This is a genomic window from Kurthia sp. Dielmo (assembly GCF_000307285.2).
Classification (GTDB): domain Bacteria; phylum Bacillota; class Bacilli; order Bacillales_A; family Planococcaceae; genus Kurthia; species Kurthia populi.
In genome coordinates, this window is record NZ_HE578959.1 from 95,848 (window position 1) to 121,692 (window position 25,845).

The following is a 25,845-nucleotide window of genomic DNA, read 5'->3' on the forward strand; positions in this document are numbered from 1 at the left end:
ATTTTAGTGGAACTATAATGATAAGGAGGGGATGCCGATGCATCAGGACCAATTAATTGTCAAAGAAGCGTTAGCTGGAAAGTCAGCCAAGGAAATTAAAAAAGTATTAAAAGATGAAAAAATTAATATGAAGGCAAAAGAAATTGTTGCAAGTCTTTCCACATATGGTTTTGTGTATGATGAAGAGGAAGGAAAATGGGTACAGGTGATGCCACTTCATCCATTCACAGAGGACGAAGTGAAAAAATTAAAAGAACTTGCGACGGTGGAGTCGCAGGGGAAATTAAAACAAACACTTACGAAGGATATTACAGATGCAGCGGCAGCTCTATCATCAGAGGAACGGAAGAGTAAGACATTTTATATTGACCAGGGCATGGCACAGCAGGCAAAAGAGTTTGCGGAAGAAAAGGGCATAAAACTCGCTGAATTTGTTGAGATTGCTTTATTAGATGCTATGGAAAAATATCGATAAACGAAAATGATTCAGAAATCGCACTAGTAAAAGGTGCGATTTTTTTGATGGGTTATTTTGGGTTATTTCTAAAACGATTGATGTGTTTTTGATAATATAAGTGAAAAATATTGAAAAAAACATCATTTTTTATATAATTGACTAGTCAACAATTGATGCATCAATAAAGGAGTTTTCGCCATGAGTCAGGAAGAGATGAAGCAAGTATTAATGGAAATAAAGGGCATTGAACGTCAAGTGACGCAATGCTTTGAGAAATCAACGGATATGAGCTTAACGCGCTATGAAATGCTGCAACAACTCTATCATAATGGGCGCATGGTACAAAGCGACTTACGTGATGCACTGAAAATCGACCAAGCTGCTGTTACAAGGCACTTGAAAGTGTTGGAGCAAGAAAAACTTGTGAAACGTGAACGAAATGCTGACAATAACCGAGAAGTGTTCGTAGAGTTAAGTTCACAAGGACAACAGCGCCTGAGTGGCTGTTCGTGCAACCGTACGCAGTTTTTTGATGAATTGTATGCAGGGTTTTCAGAAGCGGAATTTTCACAACTGCAACATTTTGTGAAGCGACTTAATCAAAATGTAATAAATATGAAAGAAGGATTAACACAATGATCTCTACACAAACTGAACTTCAACGAATTATGAATGACCGTAAATCGGTACGTAAATATAAAGAGGGTGTCACAATTCCTCAAGAAAAGTTAATGGAATTAGTACGACTTGCAACAACTGCTCCATCATCAAGCAATATGCAACCTTGGCGTTTCCTAATTATCCAAGATGAAGAAGCGAAAAAAGAATTATTACCAATCGCATTCAATCAAGAACAAATCGTACAATCATCTGCAACAATTGCTGTATTAGGTGATTTAAAAATGTATGAAAATGCACAAGCAATTTATGATGCAAACGTGGAACAAGGTTTTATGACACGTGAAATCGCGGACAATATGATTAAAAACTCTGTAAACTTATATGCTGATTTACCAGAGGAAGCATTGAAAAATGTGATTCAATTTGATGCTGGTTTAATCTCCATGCAAATCATGTTATTAGCAAAAGAAATGGGTTATGACACCGTACCAATGGGTGGCTTTAACAAACAACAATTTGCAGAACACTTCAATCTTCCAGAGAATGAATTCCCTGTATTATTAATTGCTATTGGTGAAGCGGCAGCGCCAGCATACGGTTCTTCACGTATTCCTGCTGAACAATTAACGCGCTTTATCTAAATTATCGGAAGCAAAAGGCCGCCATTGTGCGGTCTTTTTTTTATCGTACATAATTTTTTTGGCATTATTTTTAGGCATGAAAAAATTTTTTATGCAAATAGGCTAAAAATAAATACAGATTTTCAGTATAAAGAGTTGAATTGTATTTTCATTTTTGCTCATTTTGACAGGATGAATAGGAAAAATTAGATTGAATTGTATAATATAGCATTTAAACGTCTTTTTATGGCTGTTGATAAGGTATTTATTGCTATTTGACAGAGGCATTTTTTTAAGATATTTTCAATAAGGTTAACCAAAAAAACATACTGATTTACTATTATGAAACTACATATCCTAGGCAATAGTGCCGTAATAAATTTAAACCTATACGGAGGCCCAATATTTATGAAAAAAGAATTAGCAGTGACACTGTCTTCGGCTGTATTTTTTGCACCGATGACAGTTCTTGCTGATACTTATAAAGTGGAATTTGGTGATAATTTGTGGAACATTTCTAAAACACAAAACAAAGATTTCAATGAAGTATTGAAACTTAATAATCAAATAAACAATAAAGATTTAATTTATAAAAACCAATTAATCCAATTGCCACCGACAACTATCAAAAAGGCAACAAAAACGTACAAAGTCGTTGTTGCTGATAATTTGTGGTTAATTGCACAAAAGAAGCAAGTTGACTTCGCTGCATTACTAAAAGCAAATCCACAAATAAAAAATAAAAATCTTATTTATCCGGGGCAAGAAATTAATTTGCCAGCAACCTTTACAGATGTGAAAGAACGAACGAAAGCAACAAAAGCGTTAGATGGAGCAAACGCATGGACGAATAAAAAGGAAGCAACGAAAAACTTGCCATCGCATGTAGCAACGAACAAAAAGCAACCAGCGAAAAAGAAAACAACTAAAGTTTTGGCAGGTGCTACGCTATGGAGCATTGCGAAGGATAATCGTTAACTGTTCGGTTAGGAACATTTTGGCAGCTAGAGCTTGCGCATCCAGGGTACTGGGCGGAGCTAAATAAATTATACCGTGAAGAGCCGATTTCATTATCGGACGGGGATGCGACACGTCAGCAATATATCGTGACGTATTCATCACGCGTCTTGAAAAAGGATTTAAGTAACTATTTTGCAAGACACGGCTTTACGGTTAATGACGAAACACGTAAGGAAACGAGTAAATATGCGCAGCCGAAGAAATTATGGTACTTAAACAATAAAGTTTTAGACTATAAGGGAACCGGCTTTAGTACAGGTGTGAAACCAAATGTGACAATGACGCATAGTACAACGAAAAATGTACTTGGTTTAAGCATGGATGATGCACAAGCAACGCATTTACTTGGCTATGAAATTTATCGAAATGGTGAATTAATTGCATTTACGGCGAATCCGAACTATACGGATGAAACGTCGGAAGCGGCAATGTATGATATCATTGCTTATGATAAAAAATTAGGTACGACAAAGGCAACAACAGTAAAAGCACAATAAAGAAAAAGGAGAAAGCGCGAGTTTAGCGCTTTCTCCTTTTTTAGTCGTTTAATTCGTTTGTAATGTTTTTTGCGTAATGCTTTTGCTGCTTCGACCATATGTTTTAGTGAGGCAACGGTTTCAGGTTCCTGGCGTGTTTTTAGACCACAGTCTGGGTTGACCCAGAAATGATTTGCTGGAATGACCGCAAGACTTTCTTCTAAAATCGTTGTCATTTCATCTGCTGATGGGACACGCGGGCTATGGATATCATAAACACCTAAGCCAATACCATACGGATAAGGATTTTCTTTTAGTGAATGAATTAATTCGCCGTGGCTACGTGATGTTTCAAGTGAAATGACATCGGCATCAAGTGCGGTAATTGGGTCAATAAAGTCATTAAACTCACAATAGCACATATGTGTGTGAATTTGTGTCGTAGTATCGACGCTTGACGTGGCAAGCTTGAAGGCATCAATAGCCCAGTTTAAGTAAGCTTGCCAGTTGTTTTGACGCAGCGGTAACCCTTCGCGTAGTGCAGGCTCATCCACTTGGATAATGCGAATGCCCGCTTCCTCTAATGCATGAATTTCTTTTCGAAGTGCTAGGGCAATTTGTGCTGCGACTACATCACGTGGAAGATCATTTCGAACGAATGACCAGTTCAAAATCGTGACAGGCCCAGTTAACATACCTTTCATCCATTTATCGGTATGTTGCTGTGCAAAGACGGTTTCTTTTACAGTCATTGGCGCAAGCCAGTCGACATCACCGTAAATAATTGGCGGCTTAACACAGCGCGAGCCATACGACACAACCCATGCAAATTTAGTGAACGCAAAGCCAGCTAATTTTTCACCAAAGTATTCAACCATGTCCGTACGTTCAAATTCACCATGTACAAGAACATCTAAATCAATTTCTTCTTGTAAGGCAATCCAGCGCAATGTTTCAGCATCTAGTTTTGCTTCATATGCCGCGTCGTCTAAATCGCCACGTCGCCAGGCAGCACGCCATGAACGGACTTCTTTTGATTGTGGGAAGCTGCCAATTGTTGTCGTTGGGAATAATGGTAAATGAAGTGCCTGTTGTTGTAATGCAAGACGTTCTGTAAATGGGACGGTACGCTTGAAATCTTTCTCTTCTAACTTAGCAAGTGCTGTAGACACGCTTTCATTTTGACGACTTGCATGATTTTTTAATGCTTCAATGCGCTTCATGCTAGCAGATACCGCCGTTGGTGTTGGCCACTCACCACTTTCGATATAGCCACTTACTTCGACAAGTTCACCTAATTTTTCATCACTGAATGCGAGTGCATCTTTTAGTGTATCGAAGAGCGTTGTTTCATTCGCAACGGTCACCGGGCAGTGCTGCAAGCTACAAGAGGGTTGCAGCCAAATAGCTTGTGGCGATACAAGTGTTTGAACGGCTTGTACATCTTGTGCAACTTCCTGTAAATTACTTGCCCAAATATCACGACCATTAACCACGCCAAGTGCTAATGTTTTTTGTGCTGGGAAGCCATGCTGACGAAGCGCGGCTAAATTTTCTTTTTTGCCATGGATTAAATCTAATCCGACACCAGCCACTGGTAAATTCGTGATGCGTTCAAAATCTGTTAACGCTTCGAAATAGGTTGTCAGCATCACTTTTGCTTGTGGCACAGCCTCGACAAGTTGTGTATAAATAACTTCTGCTAAGCGACAATCTTCCTCTGATAGGGCAGTAGTCAAAATCGGCTCCTCTAATTGAATCCACTCTGCTCCAACATCTACAAGTTGCTGTAAAACCTGTGCGTAAAGAGGCAGTAGCTCCAATAAATAGTGGGCAAGTTCTTTATCACGATAGCCTTTCGTTAATTTAGAGAAGGTCATTGGCCCGATTAGTGTTGGTTTCACGTCAATATCAACCGCTTCTTTTGCCTCTAAGAACCAATCTACATAATGATTATGATTTAATTTCAGTGTCGCGCCCTCGTATTCGGGAACGATGTAGTGATAATTAGTATTGAACCATTTTGTCATTTCGCAAGCGACCGTGTCAGTCGTACCGCGAGCCATCGCATAATATGTAGTAAGAGAAGGTTCATCTTCTAGTGAGCGATAACGAGATGGGATTAAGTTAAAAAGAAATGCAAGATCGAGCATACGGTCATACATCGTAAAATCACCAGATGTTACTTGCGTTAGGCCGAGTTTTTGTTGCTTTTTTAAATGGGTAATGCGTAATTTTTTCCACTCTGCTTGTAATGTATCTTCGCTAATCGCTTGTTTCCAAAATTTTTCTACGAGACGTTTCCATTCACGGTTTTCTCCGATATACGGGTAACCAATTGTTGTTGTAATCATGTATATTCCTCCTTTGGTGTATTACATAACTCCAAATAAAAAAGCTATTTCAATTAAGAAATAGCGGAAGAATCTATGCATTATTAAAAAAGTCGACTCCTTTTGACCGACCATCGCACAGAACACCGCCCATCTCCACGTGAGCCTTTGGTGTGTACTCAAAACAGGCAGGTCTCCTGACTTATCATCAACATGCTTAAAGCCTTCCCATTTACACAGTGGCGAATTTTTAAGCACTCCGAATTACAGTTGCGGGACAGCGATGGATTCACACCATACTTCCCTTTTAAGCATGTTCTCACATGCACCGGTTTGTAACACGTTATGTAATTGAACAATACTATAGCATATATTTTTCAGAAAATAAAATATATTTTGAAAATGAGCAGAATTTTACTTAAAACCATCTAAAACAATACGAGATGAATTATTTGATGTTATACTGTAAGAAAACATCGCTACACCCAATAATTTATACATAAAACGTAGTGTGCGAAAAACTTAGGTATATAGTATAACGCCAGATAATGGGCTGTTTTTAAATACTTATAGAAGAAATTAGGAGGGATACAATGACGATTCTACTAGTGGATGACAACAAGGTAAATCTATTTGTCATGGAGAAAATTTTAAAAAGTGCTGGGTACGATAATTGTGTATCTCTGACATCGGCTCAGGCACTGTATGATTATTTGAAAATTGATGAACTAAAGTATAAGCCCGATTCAGTGGATCTAATTTTACTAGACATTATGATGCCAGAGATTGATGGTATCGAAGCGTGTCGGACGATTCGTCGTGATGAGCGTTATAAAAATATTCAAATTTTATTTACAACTGCACTTGATGATAAGAAAAAATTATCAGAAGCACTTGGCGCTGGTGGTAATGATTATATTACAAAACCAATTAACAAAACTGAATTACTAGCGCGCATGGATGTGGCGCTCCGTTTAAAACAAGAGCTGGATTGGCATATGATTCATGATGAAAAGATTGAAAATGAATTAAATTTAGCAGCACATGTGCAGCGCAGTTTATTAAGTGAACCTTTTACTGATGACAAGCTTGCTGTACAAGTGGCGTATAAACCGTCATTTAATTTAGCTGGGGACATGTATTACTGGGAACAAATAGATGAGGATCGCTATGCCGTAATGTTATTTGACATGATGGGGCATGGTATTTCGGCTTCCCTCGTTTGTATGTTTATTTCATCTGCGCTACGTGATAGTGTGAAAAAACGTGTAAAGCCGGCTGAAGTGATGATCGAATTAAATCGCTATATGTCCTTATTACATACAGATAAAGAAAAAATTCCATACTACTTTACAGGTGTTTATATGCTAATTAATACGAAGGAAAAAACGATTGAGTATGTCAATGCAGGGCATCCGCATGGCTATGTGTGGCTGAATGAAGAAGAACTTGTACATTTGAACAACAATTCCTGTGCAATTGGCTTTTTCGATGATATTGATGTGAAATCACAAACGATTTCATACGAAAGCTCGGCGCAAATTATTCTGTTTACAGATGGTGTGCTAGAGGCGATGCATCCAGATGAATTTGAAGCGGAGCGACGTATGGATAAGCTTGCTGCACAAACATTATCACTTGATAAACCATTACTTGATTATGTTATTCCGCGTGAACAGCAAGAGAATCAACCAGATGATATGTGTATGCTTGTGATCCAGGCAAATTAAAAAGAGGCTTTGACATATGTGTCAGAAAAGCCGCTTCTATGAGCATAAGAAAAACCGGAATCGCGCTGTGGCGCGGTTCCGGTTTTTCGTTGTGAACGCTAAAAAAGGAACATGACGTGTTTTGTCCCAGCCTCTTTTTTAGTCATAGATTTTTTGATAAATTTTTTCATTCGTAATCGTTTCTTCAAATTTAGGCATAATATCTGAGAAGCGGAGCGATTCTTTTGCACCGAGGCAAAGGAAGCCACCACGTGATAGACTATCGTGGAAAAGCTTATATACTTTATTTTGAAGTGGTGGTGAAAAATAAATCAATACGTTACGACAAATAATTAAGTGAAATTCATTAAATGATTGATCTGTCACTAAGTTATGCTGTGCAAAACTAATTGATTCAAGAAGCTCCGGTTTTATATACGCAAAATGACTGTCCGTATAATAATATTCAGAGAAAGCTTGGCTACCACCCGCAAGCATATAATTTTTCGTATAGTTTTGCATTTTTTGAATGGGGAACCGAGCCGCCTGCGCACGCTCAAGTACGTCCTCATTCATATCGGTTGCGTAGAGAGTAGCTTTATCAATCAACCCAAGCTCTGTAAGTAAAATGGCGACGGAAAAAACTTCTTCTCCCGTAGCGCAGCCGGCATGCCAAATACGAATGTCATCTAATTTTTTAAAACGCGGTAAAATGTCTTCGCGTAATGCTCTGAAAAAGCTAGGGTCACGAAACATTTCCGTGACATTAATCGAGAAGTCATTTAATAATTCTTTGCGTATTTTCTCATCATAGATTACTTTTTCCGTTAAACGAGAGATGTTTGGTAAATGCTCGAGTGCTAGACGATTATGCACTCGACGTGTAATAGAGGAGCGATTGTACTCTCTAAAATCATAAGAAGTTAATTGATAAATCGCTTCTAATAAAAGTGCTACCTCTAATTCTTCTGTTGCCGTTGTTTCCATTACATCACCTCAGTAGTTAACCAAACACGTAAAACAGAGAAAAGTTGCTCTAAGTTTAGTGGCTTACTAATATAATCGGTTGCACCTGCAGCAATGCATTTCTCGCGGTCTGATTTCATTGCTTTCGCTGTTAATGCAATAATCGGTAGCTCGATATTCATATCTTCGCGTAAAATTTGCATCGTATCATAACCATCTAGTTCAGGCATCATAATGTCCATTAAAATTACATCGACATGACGGTCCTTCTCAATAAAGTTTAAACATTCACGACCATTACGTACACTATCTACAATCATGCCATGTTGTTGTAATGTTTTTTCGAGTGCAAAAATATTGCGTTCATCATCATCAACAATCAACACGCGCTTGTTTTTAAAGAAATTCTCTTCTACAATAGCTGGCATGTCAGTTTGAGTCGCATCAGGTGTTTCTTCTACTGATGGTACTTCAAAGATTGATTCTGCTGGCATCTCGACATTATTCGGTAAGCCCGTTGGTAAGCTAGGAATATAAAGTGTAAATGTACTACCCTCACCCTCCGTACTATCGAGTGTAATAGTACCACCAAGTAGTTGCGCAAATTCTTTACAAATGGATAGACCAAGACCTGTACCGCCATATTTACGAACAGTTGCTCCGTCTGCTTGTTGGAAGGATTCAAATATAAGCTCATGTTTTTCTTTTGGAATACCGATACCTGTATCTGTGACAGAAATAGCTAACCACTGTTCAGAAATTCTTTGCTGTTCCTTCGTAAGTGAAGGATTGTAGAGATGGACATTCACAGAGCCATGTTCTGTAAATTTAAAGGCATTTGATAATAAGTTTTTCAAAATTTGCTGGAAGCGTTTATGGTCTGTATGAATAACATCTGCGACATCATCCTCTTTTACAACGTTAAAGACAACATCTTTGTCGTTACTAAAATGTGTAAAGGATTGTTTTAAATAAAGCGGCAATTCATTGATATTGACTTCTTCATAAATCATTTCTAATTTACCAGCCTCAATTTTTGATAAATCTAAAATATCATTAATTAAGTTTAAGAGATCTTTACCAGAAGAATTAATCACACGTGCAAATTCTTCATCTTCTTCTTGATTTTCCGCTTTTGCATTCTCTGCTAGCATTTCAGATAAAATTAAAATACTGTTAAGCGGTGTTCGCAGTTCATGTGACATATTTGCAAGGAATTCAGATTTGTATTTAGAACTTTGAATAAGCTCTTCGGCATTTCGTTCTAAATCAGATTTTGTAATTTCAAGCTCTGCTGTCTTTTCTTCTGCTTCACGCGTACGCTCTTCAAGCTGTTCATTAATATTTGTTAATTCTTCGGTCTGTGCTTGTAGTTCCTCTGATTGTGTTTGCAGTTCTTCCGATTGTGTTTGCAATTCTTCAGTCTGTGCTTGTAGTTCCTCACTCATGGCACGAGATTCATTTAATAATTGAACGACTTCCATACGAGTTAAGACGCTGTTAATCGTTAAACCAAGTGAACTTACGACTTCTTTTAGGAAAATACGATCTAACTTCTCAAAGGCATTAACAGTGGCAAGTTCTAAAATTGCAATCGTTTTTTCTTCAAATGTAATAGGAAGAATGATTACTTCTTTTGGCGGCATATCACCAAGACTCGTTGAAATCATTTGATAGCCTGTCGTATCCGTTAAGTGAATGACACGACGCTCAAGTGCAGCTTGACCTGCAAGACCTTCGCCTAAAGCAATGGTTTCACGGCCAATTTTTGTATAAGAATTTGCAAAAGAGGCCTGCTGCTCAAATATTTTTTCTTCTTTATCATTGCGTACGTAAAGCGAACCATAACTAGCACGCGTAATACGAGCGACTTGCGATAAGAAAATAGAAGTTAATTGTTTGATAGCATCAATGCCTTGATAATTTTTCACGACTTGTGTGGCATTGCTTCGCACCCATTCGCGGTTTTCTAAGTCATCTAATAAATCATTCGTAGCAACCGCTAGGTCACGTACTTCATCTTTTGTTATGATTGGAATACGTGAAGTAAATGTTCCTTTTTCTTGTGCAATGTGACGAATAGCAGCGGTTGTACCGGTGATTGTATTTGCAATCGATTTAGAAATAAATGATGAGAAGAAAATCGCAACAATAGCAGCTATAAATAAGAATAAACCAAGCGTAAAGACAATTTTATTGTTTACGTTATCCAGTTTTTTCGCTTCAGATGCTAGGTGAGAAGCTTCATCACTACGAATTTTTCCAAGTGTCGCCATAATTGTCTGGATTTCAGAACGCCCTACTTCTTCGTGGTAAAATTTTTTAATACCAGCTTCATCATTGTTTCGTTTTAAATTAATAGAAGGCTCACCCGCTGTTTCAATCCAACGTGTGATATGTGTTTTAACAGAGTCTAGAGATTCTTGCTGGTCTGGACGCCCCTCCATTAATACATTTAATTCATTCCAATCATCTTCCCACTTGGCTTTTGCTTCACGATAAGGATCTAAATAAGGATCCTTACCTGTCACGATGTAACCACGCTGAGATCGGTTCATATTTAATGTGTGATTTTCTAAAGTGCTAAGAAGCGTTTGTACTTTTGCAGTGCTTGTCATTAATTTATTGCGCTCTGTTTGTAGTGTATTGACTTGAAAGCCGACTACAATGACGCCAATAATTAAACAAAGAATCAATGCAATATACCCGCTCGTTATTTTAGAACGGATTTTAAAATTCACGTTATTTCCAACCTTTCTTTCTAAATTGATAAAATATACCATTTTAAGTGAATCATAGATGACTAAAAAACGCAAGAAAACGCCGCCCTTTCAATGAAAAAGCGACGTGTCCCTCCAGATTTTATTTCATTTTTAATTCAGGTTTATTTTTTTCTTTTAGGCCAGTTTGATTCATACCTGTAAGTGTGTAAGCTTCTTTTACAGTTGCTGTTAATTTACCACGTTTTGTTTGTACGTTAATCCACATAGAATCAGGGCGTGTATTATTACTCATCGCTTTCTCTTCTAATTCCTCGATAAGCGCTTTAATTTGTTTTTCATCGTCCATTTTTGTTTCAATTGTATATTGTTGCATGCCGCGCACGACGGTATCTTTTACTACTTCATAGTCAGTATCATTGCCACCACAAGCACTTAATAGTAAAACTGAAGAAAGCGCCATAGCGGATAAAATCTTTTTCATGTGTAAAATCCTCCTTACGAACTTCTTCTATTATAGCACCTCTACATGACGAAATTGTGACCGATTATGACTTTTTGAGGACAATCGCCGTTTAATTGTTTACTGAAAGGGAAGGCAATAAGAGAGGGAGTTTTAGCGTTTTTTTGATACAAACCATTTAAACAAAATAAAGGTACAGAATCGATTTAATGCTACATAAAACACTTTTTAACCATTTATAAAATAATTTTCCAATAGTGAAAAAATTTACTATTCTTTTTTTTGATGTTACAGTAAAAAAGTATAGTGAGAAAATTTTAAACGAAAAGGAGAAAAAAATGAAGAAATTAGGGATTGTTTTCTGGGTATCTGCAGTAGTTGCAATATTTGCAGCAACAGTAGGATTAATTGCACCAGAAATGTTTGAAACAGTTACTGGAAATATTCAAAGCTTTTTGACGACGTCATTTGGCTGGTATTATTTATTAACCGTTGCTATTATCGTCGCATTCTGTCTATTTTTAATTTTAAGTCCGGTTGGTGGTATTCGTTTAGGAAAGCGTACAGACCGACCAGAATATAGTAATAAATCATGGTTTGCGATGCTATTTAGCGCTGGTATGGGGATTGGTCTTGTATTCTGGGGTGCCGCAGAGCCATTATCCCATTTCGCGATTAGTGCACCGTCTGCGGAGGAAGGATCTCAACAAGCGCTTAAAGATTCATTCCGTTATACATTCCTTCACTGGGGAATTTCTGCATGGGCAATTTATGGGATTGTAGCACTTGCCCTTGCTTATTTCCAATTCCGAAAAGGAATGCCGGGCTTACTAAGTTCAACACTTTATCCGTTAATCGGCGAACGTGCTAAAGGATGGATGGGGCATACCGTTGATGTTATTGCCGTATTTGCGACGGTTGTCGGTGTAGCAACAACACTTGGTTTTGGTGCTCAACAAATTAACGGCGGTCTATCGTATTTAACGTCGATTCCAAATAGCTTTACTGTACAATTTATTATCATTATTATCGTAACGTTACTATTCATGATTTCTGCTTCTACAGGTCTCAACAAAGGGATTCAATTACTGAGTAATGCAAATCTGTATATTGCCTTTGTGCTATTCGTACTCCTGCTTATTTTAGGGCCAACAGTACAAATTATGAATAACTTTACGAACGGCCTTGGTGGCTATTTACAAAACTTCGTACAAATGAGTCTACGTACCTCTCCAGGTGGAGAAGGGCGCGACTGGATTAATAGTTGGACCATTTTCTACTGGGCATGGTGGATGTCTTGGTCTCCATTTGTTGGGATTTTCATCGCGCGTATTTCACGTGGACGTACAATTCGTGAATTTTTAATGGGTGTTATTTTATTACCAACGATTGTTAGTTTATTGTGGTTCGCGGTATTTGGTACATCTGCGATTGATGCATCGAAAAAAAATCCTGGCATTATTGATTTACCGACGGAGCAAGTGCTCTTTGGAGTCTTCGATCAACTTCCATTCGGTATTATTTTATCAATTATTGCGATTATTTTAGTAGCGGTATTCTTTGTCACATCTGCCGATTCAGCAACTTTTGTACTTGGTATGCAGACAACAGGTGGCTCATTAAATCCATCATTTAAAGTGAAATTAATTTGGGGGATTTTACAAGCGGCCATTGCGACAAGTTTATTATTCTCAGGTGGTTTACAGGCGCTACAAAATGCTGCGATTATTGTTGCCTTCCCATTCTCGATACTCATGCTCATTATGATTTATTCGCTTTATAAAGCATTAATGCATGAACGACGAGAATTAGGCTTATACATTCGTCCGAAAAAACAACAGAAATAATGAAAAAAAGGCAGGAAGCGCATAGGCGTTTCCTGCTTTTTTATTTGTTACGGGGTAACTGTTAAATAATGCGCTTTCCATACATCTCTGCGTTCTTCGTAACTAGTAGCAGTTAAATCTTCATTATCAAACTGTAGTGTGTAATGATTTGGCGCATGGAAAATAATATTAATTGTCGACCAATTTTCATTATATAGTTCAACCCATTTATCATGGAATTGTATTAAAATTTGTGCGAATGATTTTTCCTTCCATTCGGTCGGTGTGTTGTAGACAACATCATCGCGGTATTCAAGCTCACCCTTTGTATTGTAAAGGCAGTGATGACCACGCAAGTATGGGTTAGGTTCTGCAATCTCGCGGTAAAGCACACCATGGCCTTGCGTATATTTACGGGCAATGCGTACCGCTTTTTCCTCTAAACGATGTAGCTGTGCAAATTCTCCGAAGACATCTTCAGGAATGGCATTGACTTGTTCTACATCCCACAGGCCGTCCTCAGGGTGCTTTGTAGCAATTAAAAACAGATCACGTTCATTTTCCTCGCAGTGTGGTAAAATTTCTTTTTTAATTTTTCAAGAAGCTCAAAATAGCGTTCATCATGAGCTGGAATAAGTACTTTTTCATTTTCTAAACCGAATGTGACTTTAAGAAAAATAGCAGGATAAATGATTTCCGCATCAATTAATACCTTATTTGCATTTTCGGGTAAATAAGGTGTTACGATTTTTTGGAAACGAATTAAATTTTCAGTGTTTAAACGCATAATTATCACTCCTCTGGCCAATCTATAAGCATCTTTGTATGCTACTTCTATCATATAGTAAATATAGGTAAAATGGTAAGGATATGTATGAAATTACGCAAAAAAAGATGTACAAAAACTGACTCACGAAAGTGAAACAAAGAAAAAGACATGTTCTTTTAGTTGAATTTGACGGACGCTTTCCTGAGGCATGGCGGAAGCCTTCTCGCTCGCAAGCTTACTGCGGGGTCTTCCACTCATGCTAGGAGTCCTCTAGGAGTCGCTGTCAAATTCTTGTTTTGCCACCTTTTTCCGGTATTCAACTGAAGAAAGGTGGCTTAACTTTGAAAAAATTCGCGTATGATTATCGTAGTTGATGTATGCTTGAACGGTTTGAACGACAACATCATTTGTCGCACTTTAAGCTATCGAAAGAAGAAACCACCGGGTAATCTAAAAATTAGTGTGAGTGAAATATGTCCGGATGTCGGGGCTAAGTTATTTTTCGTGGAATGTACGATGATGCATAATGGCAAGCGTTTATAAACGCGCATTAAGTTCGGTGAAATTATTTGAAAATCTATAATAAAAACCAGGAGCCCCGCAATATGCGGCTCCTGGTTTTTAATGTATAGGATTAGGCCTTTACTTTCTTCTTCGCATTTTTGTATTCAATATGCCAAGAGAAAGCTTCTTCTAAAATATGTGGGGTTTGTGCATTATTCGTTTCTTCTACAGCACGGTTGTAGTAATCCCATAGTTTGTCTTTGAAGTTCGGGTGCGCGCAGTTATCGATAATGGCTTTCACACGCTCTTTTGGCGCCATGCCACGTAAATCTGCAACACCTTGTTCTGTAATGATAACATCAACATCATGTTCGGTGTGATCGACATGCGATACCATTGGCACAATTGATGATACGCTACCAGCTTTTGCAGATGATTTCGTAACGAAAATACCGATACGCGCGTTACGGGCATAGTCACCTGAGCCGCCGATACCGTTCATAATTTGTGTGCCAAATACATGAGTTGAGTTGACGTTGCCATAAATATCCGCTTCAAGTGCTGTATTAATGCACACAAGACCGAGTCGGCGAATAACTTCTGGATGATTTGAAATTTCTTGTGGACGCAATACAAGCTTATCCGCGTATTTTTCAATATTGTTGTACACCTTATCGCAGTAACGTTCACTTAATGTGATGGATGTACCAGAAGCGATTTTAATTTTACCAGCATCGATTAAATCAAAAACTGCATCTTGCAGTACTTCTGAATATAATTCTAAATCCGTTAAATCAGATTCTAAAAACCCGTTTAATACAGCATTGGCTACTGTACCAACACCAGATTGGATAACCGGTAGCTCATCTACGCGACCTGATGCCACTTCTTCACGTAAAAATTCGATTAAATGGTTGGCCATCACTTGTGTTTCTTCATCTGGCTCAATGATTAATGCAGGTGCATCACGTAGCTCTGAATGCACAATACCAGCAATCTTATCGACATCAACGCGAATACCTAGCTCACCAATACGGTCTGCAGGGTCAATAATTGGAATCGGCTGACGTCGCCCTTTGCCTGCTTTTTCAGGTACATAAATATCATGAATACCTTCTAAATCTGGCTGAGCTGTATTGAGCTCGATTAAAATTTTATCCGCATATTGTGCATAGATGGGTGTATTACCGACCGAGTTTGTTGGAATGATAAGACCATCTTCTGTAATAGCCGATGCTTCGATAATGGCGAAATCGATTGGCCCGATGATGCCGTTACGTACAAGCTCTGCATTATGTGATAAATGCATATCTGTATAAAGGGTAATCCCTTCATTGATTGAGTTACGCATTAATTTTTCAGCTTGGTAAGGACCGCGCTTACGAATAATACCCGCTTCTACCATATAATGATCGACTTCTGGACCAAGAGATGCTCCTGTATAAACATCTAATTGAAATGGTTCTTTTTTTGCACGTTCGACAAGCGCTAATGGAATTTCCTTGGCGTCACTTGCACGACCAAAGCCACTCATTCCTACCACCATGCCATCTTTAAACCATGATGCTGCTTCTTCTGCTGAAACGATTTTATCGATAAGTTTTGGTAATCGGATACGTTCTTTCATTAAGTAATTGCCTCCTCGAATAGTGAATGTATAAGTTGGTGTTGCATTCAAAACATGATTTGGATAACTTTTTACAGAAAATCGTGACGCAGTCTAGAAGCTGCGTGCACGTAGCTATAAGATGTTTTAGTTCTAAGTTGTTACAATAAGTATAACTTTTGGAAATAAATGGTCCAACTGATAATTTCTATGATTATTATAGCGAGAAGCTATCATTACTTAGCAAAAGTAATGACATATGATCTTTTGCGACGATTCCTTTCGTACCTAAAAACCGTTCAAACATCGGTAAATATTCTTTTACTGCACAAGGTGGTTTTTCTTTTTTCGGAATAATTAGCACGACTTCTTTCAAAATATCACTATCAATAGGGCGTGCTTCGATATATGGATTACGGAGATGCGAATACAACGAACGTAGCATTACCGTGCTACCAAGGCGCTGCTCTAAAAAATGTAGCATCGCATGGGTGTTCTCTGTTTCAAAAATCGGATAATATTCAAGTCCCTGTTCAGCGAGCGTTTGATTTAATAGGATACGGCTATGATGCGTTTCTGGGAATAATGTTAATGGCTCATCTACAATATCTTTCCATGCCAATACCTCTTTTTGAATGAATGGGTGACTACGATGTGCGACAAAAACAAAGCTTTCATCATATAAAGGGATTTCGACGTAGCTACCATTAATGCGGTTGTCCTCATGATACGAAAAGGCGATATCTACCTCATCATTTTCAAGAAGCGTCGTTACGCGCTCATGTGCGAGCACTTTCGCTGGGGCAGTCGGAAATTGTTCAATATAATGAAGTACACTGAGTGAGATTAAATCGTAAATGGCGCCAGGGTAAGCACCAATTCGTAGCTGTTCATGATCAAAATGGTCGAGTGCCTGCAGCTGTATTTTTGTTTGTTCAAGTGTCGAAAAAATTTGTTGGCACTGGCTATATAAAATTTCACCGGCCTTAGATAAGGTGATTTTTTTGCCGATGCGGTTAAAAAGTAGCGCGCCAACAGTTTGTTCGAGTACTTTAATTTGCTGACTTAATGTTGGCTGTGAAATATGTAAGCGCTGCGCTGCACGGGTAAAGTGTAGCTCTTCACTGAGGACCATAAAATATTCTAGTTGTCTAAGTTCCATAAGGCACTTCCTTCCAAGCGATTAAAACATATCTAAAAATGCGCGCGTCGCATAAGATAAGTAACGTTCTTTTTTTGTAATCATGGCGATTTCCCAAAGATAGGGCTCATCACTATCGATAGCAATCATTTTGACATGCGGGTTGTTATGCTTTTCAAAAATGGATTTTGGTAATACGGCGACACCCATGTCAATCGCGATTAATTCGACCATTAAATCCCACTGTGAGGATTCGTAGGCGATATTTGGTTTGAAGCCATTTTTTGCACATAGCTTAATAACCATATCTCGCAGTGTAAAATCGGTTGTGAAGACGATAAATTTTTCATCAGCTAGCTCCGCGATTTTAATGCGTTCGCGGTAAGCAAGAGGATGATTATGAGATAAATAAATCATAAATTCATCAACGAAATACGGCTTTACACGGAAATTTCCTTCTGAGAAAGGCTTTACCGTAAAGCCGACATCGATTTTTTCTTCTTCCGCTAATGTCAAAATATGTTTGGCACCAAGCTCGATCAAGCGTAGCGTTACATCTGGAAAAGCGTGGCTAAAGCGCTGTGCAATCGACGGGAAGATGAGGGTTCCGATAACGGGTGGAATTCCTAATACAATTTCCCCTTTTTGTAAATTTTGAAGCTCATTCAGTAAATTAGGCATGTCTTGGAGCGGTTTTAAAGCCATGCGCCCTTGTTCGATAACGATTTTACCGGCATCAGTTAATTCAAGTTTACGTGTTGTGCGATTAAATAATGTGACATTGAGTTCTTCTTCTATTTGCTTCACAACCTTACTTAAATAAGGCTGTGTGACAAACGTTTTTTCAGCTGCCTTTGTGAAGCTTCCTTGCTCCGCAACAGCTAAAAATAATTCGATTGCACGTAAGTCCATTTTTGCACCTCCAAATATTTATAACCAATAGTAATAAAAAATATTCTTTATATGAATTTTACTAATAATTTAGAAGAATGTAAAATTTAGTAAGATAGGAAGGGGAGAGAGTATGAGAAATGTTGTAATTGTTGAAGCCGTTCGTACGGCAATTGGTAGCTTTAATGGCACGTTACAAAATACAGCAGCGACGGATTTGGGCGCTGTTGTTGTGAAAGAAGTGCTAGAGCGTGCAAATGTTGCACCGGAGACGGTTGATGAAGTAGTACTAGGAAATATTTTGCAGGCTGGTCTTGGTCAGGGTCCTGCACGTCAGGCTGCAGTCAATGCAGGTGTGCCATATGAAGTACCATCAACAACAATTAATAAACTTTGTGGTTCAGGTTTAACAGCAGTACATTTAGCCGCGCAGGCGATTCAGCTTGGGGAAGCTGATATTGTCGTTGCGGGTGGTATGGAAAATATGACACAAGCGCCATATATTCTGCCACAGGCGCGTCAGGGATACCGTATGGGCGACGGTAAACTGATTGATACAATGTTACATGATGGCTTGACTGATGCTTTCCATCACTATCATATGGGGATTACAGCAGAGAATTTAGCAGAGAAATACAACATTACACGTGAAGAGCAAGATGCATTCGCGGCACAAAGTCAGCAAAAAACAGAAGCAGCTCAAAAGGCGGGGCGCTTCAATGATGAGATTGTGCCAGTTGAAGTCAAATCACGTAAAGAAACAATCACTTTCGACCGAGATGAATTTCCGCGTGCAGGCGTCGTAGCAGAGAAATTAGCTAGTATGCGTCCTGCATTTAAAAAAGATGGAACCGTTACAGCAGCAAATGCTTCAGGGATTAATGACGGAGCGGCAGCGCTTCTATTAATGTCAGAGGACAAAGCCAACGAGCTAGGCTTAAAGCCATATGCACGTATTGTAAGTAACGCTGTTGCGGGTGTAGACCCTGCAATCATGGGGATTGGGCCTGTACCTGCAACGAAAAAAGCACTTGAAAAAGCAAATTTAACAATCGATGATATCGATTTAATTGAAGCTAACGAGGCATTTGCTGCGCAGTCACTGGCTGTAGCGAAGGAGCTTGCTTTTGACATGAACAAAGTGAATGTCAACGGCGGCGCTATCGCACTGGGGCATCCAGTTGGCGCAAGTGGTGCACGTATTTTAGTAACGCTTCTACATGAAATGAAAAAACGCGATGATGTAAAATATGGCTTGGCAACGCTTTGTGTAGGTGGCGGCCAAGGTGTATCAACAATCGTTGAAAAGCTATAGCATTTAGGCGATAACATGGGACTAATTTTGATAGACACAGCGTGTGGGAGCGCTGTGTTTTTTTGCGTGTAATGATTTTATGGTAGGGAATAGAGTGCTAGAAAGTAGGTGTCATAATGAAGCATTTTTTTGAATATAATTGGCAAAAGCGAGAAGAGTGGTTTGACTGGTGTGAAAAGCTTTCAGAGGAACAGTTATGGCAGGAACGTGTAGGTGGTGTCGGGAGCATTGGCGAGACATTACTGCATATCGTAGGTGTAGAATATAGCTGGATTTGCGATATTTTAGAGAAGACAGACGAGGCGGTACCGAGGCATTCACTCGCAGGAATTCGCACCTTGTCTAATGAGCTACGTCCAGAAATTGTAGCATTTCTAACGACGAAGTATGACCCACAACAAATCGTAGTTGACCGCGGGAATCAGCATACGATTGATGCCATTTTGCATCATATTATTATTCATGAAATTCATCATATCGGGCAGCTTTCTGTCTGGGCGCGCGAGCTTCATCTAGCGCCTATTTCCGCAAATTATGTCCGTGAACACTTCCCATCACTTGAAAAATATTTCGAAAAGTGAAATAATTCGATTAAGTAATGAACTATTCAGTTAATTATAGGGGGAATGAATATGACAACGTATTCAGAAACATGGGATTTAAATGCGTTTTACGAAGGCGGTACGAGTGACTCAGCGGCTTTTTTAGCGCATATTGCGGAAGTACCGACATTGATTGAAGCATATAAGGAAGCGGTAGAGGCAGCAATTGCACAGCCATCATCTGCCACAATTGCAACCGCGCTTGATGTGCAAACAACGACCGTGCTTAATTTACAAAAAATTGGCGTTATGCTGTCTTGCTTAACAGCGCAAAATACAAAGGACGAAGCGGCTCAAGTCATTCAAAGTAATATGCGTACACAATATGCTGCATTATCGGATGTGCGTAATCGCTTTGATAAATTAATTGAAGAACTAGATGATGCGACATTTCATGACATTATTACGAGTGAGGCACTAGCGCCTTTTGAATTTATTTTAACGGAGACACGTAATCAAACGAAACTACTACTGTCAGAAGCAGAGGAATCCATCATTACGAGTTTACGCGCAGATGGTGACCAGGCTTGGAGTAGCTTATACGATTTATTAATTGCAGATACGAAAATTCGTGTAACGGTTGATGGCGAGGAAAAAGTATTATCCGTTGGTCAGGCGAATAATTTACGCAATCATGAAAGTGCGACTGTACGCGCAGATGTCGATGCCGCGATTGAAGCGGCATTTACTGAGCGAGAAGCCTTTTTTGCGCATACATTAAATCATTTAGCAGGCTTCCGTTTAACAACGTATAAAAAACGTGGCTGGGAGGATGTTTTAGAAGAGCCGCTGCGCATTAATCGTATGAAGCGTGAAACATTGGATGCGATGTGGGGGGCGATTGCGAAAACGCGTGAGCCTTTCGTCAATTACTTACAGCGGAAAGCAACTATTTTAGGAAAAGAGGCCATGACTTGGGCTGATTTAGATGCACCGATTAGCGCATCAACAACAACGTTAAGCTTTAATGAAGGCGCCGAATTTATTTTACAGCATTTCGCGAAATTTGGACCAAAGCTTGAGGCTTTCGCGCGTCAGGCATTTGAAAATTCATGGATTGAGGCAGAGGACCGCGATAATAAACGACCTGGTGGCTTTTGTACGACGACGAAGCTTGACAATGCATCTCGTATTTTCATGACCTATGCGGGCACGATGAACAATGTATCAACGCTTGCCCATGAGCTAGGCCATGCGTTCCACTCGTATGCACTGCGTGATGTTCACCCACTCAATTCAGGCTATGCAATGAATGTCGCAGAAACAGCCTCTACATTTGCTGAAATGATTATTGCGGATGCAGCGGTGCAAGAGGCGACAAATGCGGATGAGCGACTTGCGCTATTAGAGGATAAAGTCCAGCGCTCTGTAGCAATGTTTATGAATATCTATGCAAGATTCACTTTTGAAACCCGCTTTTACGAGGAACGTAAAAATGGTGTTGTGCCGGCCGCACGTTTAAATGAATTAATGAGTGAAGCACAGCAGGAAACATATGGTGGTGCACTTGAAACAACGCATCCGCATTTCTGGGCATCGAAGCTTCATTTCTATATTACAGGTGTACCGTTTTATAATTTCCCGTACACATTTGGCTACTTATTCTCACTAAGCATTTACGCGAAAGCAAAGGAAATCGGTACGGATTTTGAAGAGCGCTATATGGCCCTACTACGTGATACAGGGTCAATGAATGTGGAGGACCTTGTGATGAAGCATTTAGGCGAAGATATTACACAGGAGGCCTTTTGGTTAAAAGGAGTGCACTTAGCGGCACAGGATGCGGAAGAATTTCTGACATTGACTGAAAAAGCGTAAATTAACGGATCTTTTCTATGGGAATATATTCACAAAAATGCATAAATCGAGTATGATGAGGTGAATGTATACATAGAGAGAAGGCTTACGCATGGGAAAGTATAAAGGCGAGCTGCTCCTTGTGATTACCGCATTAATGTGGGGGAGTGGCTTTGTAGGCATGGCAGTCGGCCTAGAATATTGGACTGTCTTTCAGCTAATGGGACTACGCTTTACACTTGCGACGGTGTTACTATGCTTAATTTTCCATAAAAAACTACGGTTGATTAATAAAGCTGTGCTATGGAAGGGTGCGGTGCTTGGCGTCATTTTATTCGCTGCATTTGCAGTGCAAACGTATGGGTTACTCTATACAACACCTGCAAAAAATGCATTTTTAACCGCCATCAATGTACTGATTGTACCAGTGCTTGCCTATTTAATTTATAAACGACGCTTTGATCGCTATGAGGTAATTGCGGCAATCTTAGCTCTTGTCGGCATCGGCTTCTTATCTTTAACAAGTTCATTCACGATGAATGTCGGTGATATTTTATCAATCTTATGTGCGGTGCTATTTGCATTCGACATTTTTTATACGAATGTCTTTGTGAAAAAAGAGGATGCACTTGCGCTCACAATTGTGCAGTTTATGACAGCATCGGTGTTAGGCATTATCATGATGATTATACTCGGTGAAGTGCCAACGGTTGTTGAACCAACTGGGCTTTATATTATTATTTATTTAGCAGTATTTTGTACATGTGTCGCCTATGTGTGTCAAAATATCGGTATGCAATATGCGAATCCTACAAAGTCAGCTATTATTTTATCAATGGAGTCGTTGTTCGGCACATTATTCTCGGTATGGCTTTTAAATGAGTTATTAACAGGCCGTATGATTTTCGGCTGTTTCTTAATTTTAATCGCGGTATTATTTGCCGAGCTTAAACCGAAGTTTGGCCTCGCGCATATGAAACAAAAAATTTAATGACGATACGAGCATTTCTAACTAGGAGATGCTCGTTTTGTTTTTTTCGAAACCTTTGCGGGTAAGAAAAAAAGGGGAGGGATACATATGAAGGAAACATGGATTGCGGCAGATGATACGCTCGTATTATGGGGCATTATTATTATTGTCGCATCAATTAGTATTGTATTAGAGCAACGTTTTAAATGGGCCTCACGTATTTCAGGGGCCATAATCGCGCTTGTTATCGCGATTATTTTGTCCAATACCGGCATTATTCCGACTGAATCTAGCGTATACGATGCGGTTTGGTCAGTCATTGTGCCACTAGCGATTCCATTATTACTGTTTCAAATTAATTTAAAAAAGCTTTTTCGTGAAAGTGGCCGGCTCTTACTGATTTTCTTAATCAGCTCGATTGGTACAGTAGCAGGAACAACGATTGCCTTCTTTATGCTGAAAGATCACATTCCAATGCTTGATAAGATGGCGGCGATGTTTAGCGCGAGCTATATCGGCGGTGGGGTCAACTTTGCGGCAATGGCAGCGAAGTTTGAAACACCAGGTGAGCTTGTTTCTGCATCCGTTGTTGCGGATAATTTGACGATGGCCGTTTTATTTATCGTATTGATTATTATTCCGACGATGAATTTTTTCCGTAAACGCTATAAGACGCCACATATTGATGAGGTGGAAAGTCGCGCGGGGAAGAATGAAAACTTAGCCAAGTCATACTGGAAGCCAAAATCGATTTCATTATTGGACATTGCGCTTGCTGTCGGGATTGCCTTTACGATTGTGTTAGTTGCGAAGAAATTATCGGAATACTTTGATACATTGATTCCATCTGGGGATAATGTTAGCTTCTTTTGGAATTTAGCGAATGGTCTTTTTGGTGATATGTACTTGATGCTGACGACGTTAACGTTCCTAGCATTGCTATTATTCCCACGCTTTTTTGAGCGCCTTCAAGGGAGTCAGGAAATTGGCACGTATTTAATTCATATTTTCTTTGTTGTCATTGGGATTCCAGCGTCCATTCCGCTTATTTTACAGGAAGCACCATTATTATTCGTCTTTGCGGTGACGATTGTGATTGTTAATGTGACGATTTCACTCGTATTTGGTAAACTACTACGTTTTGATTTAGAAGAAATTATGCTGGCGATTAATGCAAATGCAGGGGGACCGACAACAGCCGCTGCACTGGCGATTGCGAAGGGATGGCAAAATCTTGTTGGTCCGATTTTAATTGTCGGCACATTTGGTTATATTATTGGGAATTATGTTGGCACCGTCATGGGACTGTGGCTTGGGTCCTTTTTATAAATGGGGAAAACAGGGATTACTTCATGGGTAGTCCTTGTTTTTTGTTTTTTAAAATATAATAGAAATTTAATGGATTTATATTTACCTAAGTAGTGTAATTATAATGGTATAAATACATACTGGAGGGAGATGCAAACATGAATGAATTTTTGGATAGTTTAGACCGTTTAATTCAGTTAGAAGAAGCACAGCCACAAATCCTCTGAATCAATAAAAAAACGCCAGCGCGTGATTGAGGCTGGGCGTCTTGTGTTATTAGAATCTGATATGCAGTCCATCCACTTTTTATCGGTTGAAATGGTTGCGAAGTATGAAGAATTAAAAGCAGCTTATATTGAATCGCTCAATAGCTTCTCTTATGAAGAGATGTATCAAAGGTCAAATCATATACTAGCCTTTCATCATTTTCAATCTCAAAAAATCATTTGATTTGGTGCGCATTTGTCCATGATAACGTACCACCTGCATAGCTATCGCATCGTACATAACTTCCTTTTGGAAATAAAAATGTCCACGGCATACTTGTATGTGGGGGTATTTTTAATTGCGGCAGTGTAAAAAGAGCCGTCGCAATGTGCTGTCCATCAAGCTCATAATCAAGGGATGTTTGATCAAAAACGAGTGTTTTCTCACTACGATTATGAATAAGCACACTAATAAGGAGTGTTTCCTGGTGATTAACTGCCTCTCGAATAGCTGTAAAATTTTCGCTTTTTTTGCGTCAAGGAATAATTGCTCGATTCGCGTCCTATCAACGCTTGCGAGCGCTTTGTCCCAAGATTTCTCGTACTGTAACTGCATAGAATTCACCTCTATTTTTAAGTTTATCATAAAATGAACTTTACAAATGCCTCATTTATTTGTAAGATTTAACTGATAATGATTATCAATTGAGAAAGAAGTGATGATAATGAAAACAGAAGAAGTCATGTCTTACTATGCACATACAAAAATTGAATTTAACGATATGTTTACACACCGCGTGCCTGCAACGATTAATGGGATGGTTCACCACAGTTCAACAGGACGCTGTAGCTTTGTGTTCCCACTTTCGGGTCAGGGGTATTTTACTTTTGATAATGTGCGCTATAAATTAATGCCAGGTATGGTGCTCCATATTAATAATACGGCTGATATCGATATGAAGCCGATCGGTGGCGAGGGCTGTCATTATGCGGTAATTTACTATGATGTCGAAGAAACGGTTATTGCGCATGATCCATTTGTCATTTCAATCGATGATTACACTACTTGTCAACGTGCGGTTGAGCAAATGATGAAGGCGTTTACGACACCAGGGAATATTTCACGTGTACAAACAAAGGCATACTTTATGCAATTTATTAGTGAAATGCTTGTCGCACACCAGCGTAGCAAGCATGTAGACCGTGAGGATGCGATGAGTGAGGCATTAGCCTTTATGCGCCAGTATTATCAATCTGGCTTAACGGTGACGGAAGTAGCGGAGCGCTTTAATATTGAACGTCGTCGTTTTGCGCATTTATTTGAACGTTATACAGGCATTAATCCAAGTAATTATTTGATTGAACTACGCATTCAGCATGCCAAAGAATTAATGCGTGCTACAGATGAAACAATCGCATCTATTGCTGAAAAGGTTGGCTATGACGATCCATTTTATTTCAGCCGTATTTTCAAAAAATATACAGGGAAAGCGCCGACTGCCTATCGTCAGTGTCTATAAGCGCA

General features: G+C 39.1%; 23 protein-coding genes, 1 pseudogene and 1 riboswitch. Of the genes and pseudogenes, 13 read left to right on the forward strand and 11 right to left on the reverse strand.

Features of this window, described 5'->3' with window-relative positions; translation table 11 throughout:
- Window positions 1–37: 37 nt before the first annotated feature.
- The 5 genes from KTHG_RS11735 (at window position 38) to KTHG_RS11755 (ending at window position 3,215) form a co-directional block, all read left to right on the forward strand.
- Window positions 38–475: a hypothetical protein gene (locus tag KTHG_RS11735; RefSeq protein ID WP_139993768.1), complete on the forward strand. Its 438-nt coding sequence runs from the start codon at window positions 38–40 to the stop codon at window positions 473–475.
- A gap of 180 nt (window positions 476–655) precedes the next feature.
- Entirely contained in the window at window positions 656–1,096 is a 441-nt protein-coding gene (locus KTHG_RS11740; protein ID WP_139993770.1) for a MarR family winged helix-turn-helix transcriptional regulator, read from the forward strand.
- Window positions 1,093–1,719, forward strand: coding sequence for a nitroreductase family protein (locus tag KTHG_RS11745; RefSeq protein WP_139993772.1), 627 nt, complete (start codon window positions 1,093–1,095; stop codon window positions 1,717–1,719). The genes KTHG_RS11740 and KTHG_RS11745 overlap by 4 nt, the downstream gene beginning before the upstream one ends.
- 387 nt (window positions 1,720–2,106) lie before the next feature.
- Entirely contained in the window at window positions 2,107–2,676 is a 570-nt protein-coding gene (locus tag KTHG_RS11750; protein WP_186439576.1) for a LysM peptidoglycan-binding domain-containing protein, read from the forward strand.
- Window positions 2,677–2,804: 128 nt separating this feature from the next.
- Window positions 2,805–3,215 carry a hypothetical protein gene (locus KTHG_RS11755; protein ID WP_139993775.1) on the forward strand — a complete coding sequence of 137 codons (411 nt, stop codon included), beginning with the start codon at window positions 2,805–2,807 and terminating at the stop codon, window positions 3,213–3,215.
- On the opposite strand, the gene metE is transcribed toward KTHG_RS11755, so the two are convergent.
- Window positions 3,164–5,548: a 5-methyltetrahydropteroyltriglutamate--homocysteine S-methyltransferase gene (gene metE, locus KTHG_RS11760; RefSeq protein WP_305000242.1), complete on the reverse strand. Its 2,385-nt coding sequence runs from the start codon at window positions 5,546–5,548 to the stop codon at window positions 3,164–3,166. The genes KTHG_RS11755 and metE overlap by 52 nt on opposite strands.
- Window positions 5,549–5,697: 149 nt before the next feature.
- Window positions 5,698–5,875, reverse strand: a riboswitch (cobalamin riboswitch).
- Window positions 5,876–6,120: 245 nt separating this feature from the next.
- Between metE and KTHG_RS11765 the strand changes: the two genes are divergently transcribed.
- Window positions 6,121–7,257 carry a SpoIIE family protein phosphatase gene (locus tag KTHG_RS11765; protein ID WP_139993779.1) on the forward strand — a complete coding sequence of 379 codons (1,137 nt, stop codon included), beginning with the start codon at window positions 6,121–6,123 and terminating at the stop codon, window positions 7,255–7,257.
- Between the two features lie 138 nt (window positions 7,258–7,395).
- On the opposite strand, the gene KTHG_RS11770 is transcribed toward KTHG_RS11765, so the two are convergent.
- The 3 genes from KTHG_RS11770 to KTHG_RS11780 all read right to left on the reverse strand — a co-directional run bounded on the left by KTHG_RS11770 (window position 7,396) and on the right by KTHG_RS11780 (window position 11,406).
- Window positions 7,396–8,223: a CheR family methyltransferase gene (locus KTHG_RS11770; protein ID WP_139993781.1), complete on the reverse strand. Its 828-nt coding sequence runs from the start codon at window positions 8,221–8,223 to the stop codon at window positions 7,396–7,398.
- A complete protein-coding gene (locus KTHG_RS11775; protein WP_370362764.1) occupies window positions 8,223–10,943 on the reverse strand; it encodes an ATP-binding protein in 2,721 nt (906 codons plus the stop codon). The genes KTHG_RS11770 and KTHG_RS11775 overlap by 1 nt, the downstream gene beginning before the upstream one ends.
- A gap of 121 nt (window positions 10,944–11,064) precedes the next feature.
- Entirely contained in the window at window positions 11,065–11,406 is a 342-nt protein-coding gene (locus KTHG_RS11780) for a hypothetical protein (protein ID WP_126989313.1), read from the reverse strand.
- Between the two features lie 317 nt (window positions 11,407–11,723).
- Here KTHG_RS11780 and KTHG_RS11785 point away from each other — a divergent pair, with 317 nt between their 5' ends.
- The gene (locus tag KTHG_RS11785) at window positions 11,724–13,232 is read left to right on the forward strand and encodes a glycine betaine uptake BCCT transporter (RefSeq protein WP_139993783.1); all 1,509 of its coding nucleotides are present in this window, start codon (window positions 11,724–11,726) and stop codon (window positions 13,230–13,232) included.
- A gap of 47 nt (window positions 13,233–13,279) precedes the next feature.
- Here the strand turns inward: KTHG_RS11785 and KTHG_RS11790 are convergent, their stop codons facing one another.
- From KTHG_RS11790 to KTHG_RS11815, 6 genes and pseudogenes are all read right to left on the reverse strand, one after another.
- Window positions 13,280–13,603 carry a hypothetical protein gene (locus KTHG_RS11790; protein ID WP_139993785.1) on the reverse strand — a complete coding sequence of 108 codons (324 nt, stop codon included), beginning with the start codon at window positions 13,601–13,603 and terminating at the stop codon, window positions 13,280–13,282.
- Window positions 13,604–13,749: 146 nt separating this feature from the next.
- Window positions 13,750–14,019, reverse strand: a complete 270-nt coding sequence (locus KTHG_RS11795; RefSeq protein WP_139993787.1) for a hypothetical protein — start codon at window positions 14,017–14,019, stop codon at window positions 13,750–13,752.
- Window positions 14,020–14,250: 231 nt separating this feature from the next.
- A pseudogene (locus KTHG_RS22145) lies at window positions 14,251–14,373 on the reverse strand (IS3 family transposase); the annotation flags it as partial.
- A 241-nt stretch (window positions 14,374–14,614) separates the two neighbouring features.
- Entirely contained in the window at window positions 14,615–16,111 is a 1,497-nt protein-coding gene (locus KTHG_RS11805) for a succinyl-CoA:acetate CoA-transferase ScpC (RefSeq protein ID WP_139993789.1), read from the reverse strand.
- Window positions 16,112–16,307: 196 nt separating this feature from the next.
- Window positions 16,308–17,252 carry a LysR family transcriptional regulator gene (locus KTHG_RS11810; RefSeq protein WP_139993791.1) on the reverse strand — a complete coding sequence of 315 codons (945 nt, stop codon included), beginning with the start codon at window positions 17,250–17,252 and terminating at the stop codon, window positions 16,308–16,310.
- 21 nt (window positions 17,253–17,273) lie between these two features.
- Window positions 17,274–18,143 (reverse strand): LysR family transcriptional regulator, encoded by an 870-nt coding sequence (locus KTHG_RS11815; RefSeq protein WP_126989318.1) that lies wholly within the window; start codon window positions 18,141–18,143, stop codon window positions 17,274–17,276.
- 112 nt (window positions 18,144–18,255) lie between these two features.
- Between KTHG_RS11815 and KTHG_RS11820 the strand changes: the two genes are divergently transcribed.
- From KTHG_RS11820 to KTHG_RS11840, 5 genes are all read left to right on the forward strand, one after another.
- On the forward strand, window positions 18,256–19,437 hold the full coding sequence (locus KTHG_RS11820) for an acetyl-CoA C-acetyltransferase (protein WP_139993794.1): 1,182 nt from the start codon (window positions 18,256–18,258) through the stop codon (window positions 19,435–19,437).
- 116 nt (window positions 19,438–19,553) lie between these two features.
- Window positions 19,554–20,018, forward strand: coding sequence for a DinB family protein (locus KTHG_RS11825; protein WP_139993796.1), 465 nt, complete (start codon window positions 19,554–19,556; stop codon window positions 20,016–20,018).
- 45 nt (window positions 20,019–20,063) lie between these two features.
- Window positions 20,064–21,857, forward strand: coding sequence for a M3 family oligoendopeptidase (locus KTHG_RS11830; protein ID WP_139993798.1), 1,794 nt, complete (start codon window positions 20,064–20,066; stop codon window positions 21,855–21,857).
- A gap of 91 nt (window positions 21,858–21,948) precedes the next feature.
- The gene (locus KTHG_RS11835; RefSeq protein WP_139993800.1) at window positions 21,949–22,827 is read left to right on the forward strand and encodes a DMT family transporter; all 879 of its coding nucleotides are present in this window, start codon (window positions 21,949–21,951) and stop codon (window positions 22,825–22,827) included.
- Between the two features lie 87 nt (window positions 22,828–22,914).
- Window positions 22,915–24,135 (forward strand): DUF819 family protein, encoded by a 1,221-nt coding sequence (locus KTHG_RS11840; protein WP_139993802.1) that lies wholly within the window; start codon window positions 22,915–22,917, stop codon window positions 24,133–24,135.
- Between the two features lie 421 nt (window positions 24,136–24,556).
- Here the strand turns inward: KTHG_RS11840 and KTHG_RS21890 are convergent, their stop codons facing one another.
- Complete coding sequence (locus tag KTHG_RS21890; protein ID WP_255512446.1) at window positions 24,557–24,787, reverse strand: SLAP domain-containing protein; 231 nt, start codon at window positions 24,785–24,787, stop codon at window positions 24,557–24,559.
- Between the two features lie 258 nt (window positions 24,788–25,045).
- On the opposite strand from KTHG_RS21890, the gene KTHG_RS11855 reads away from it, so the two are divergent.
- Entirely contained in the window at window positions 25,046–25,840 is a 795-nt protein-coding gene (locus tag KTHG_RS11855) for a helix-turn-helix domain-containing protein (protein WP_186439577.1), read from the forward strand.
- Window positions 25,841–25,845 lie beyond the last annotated feature (5 nt).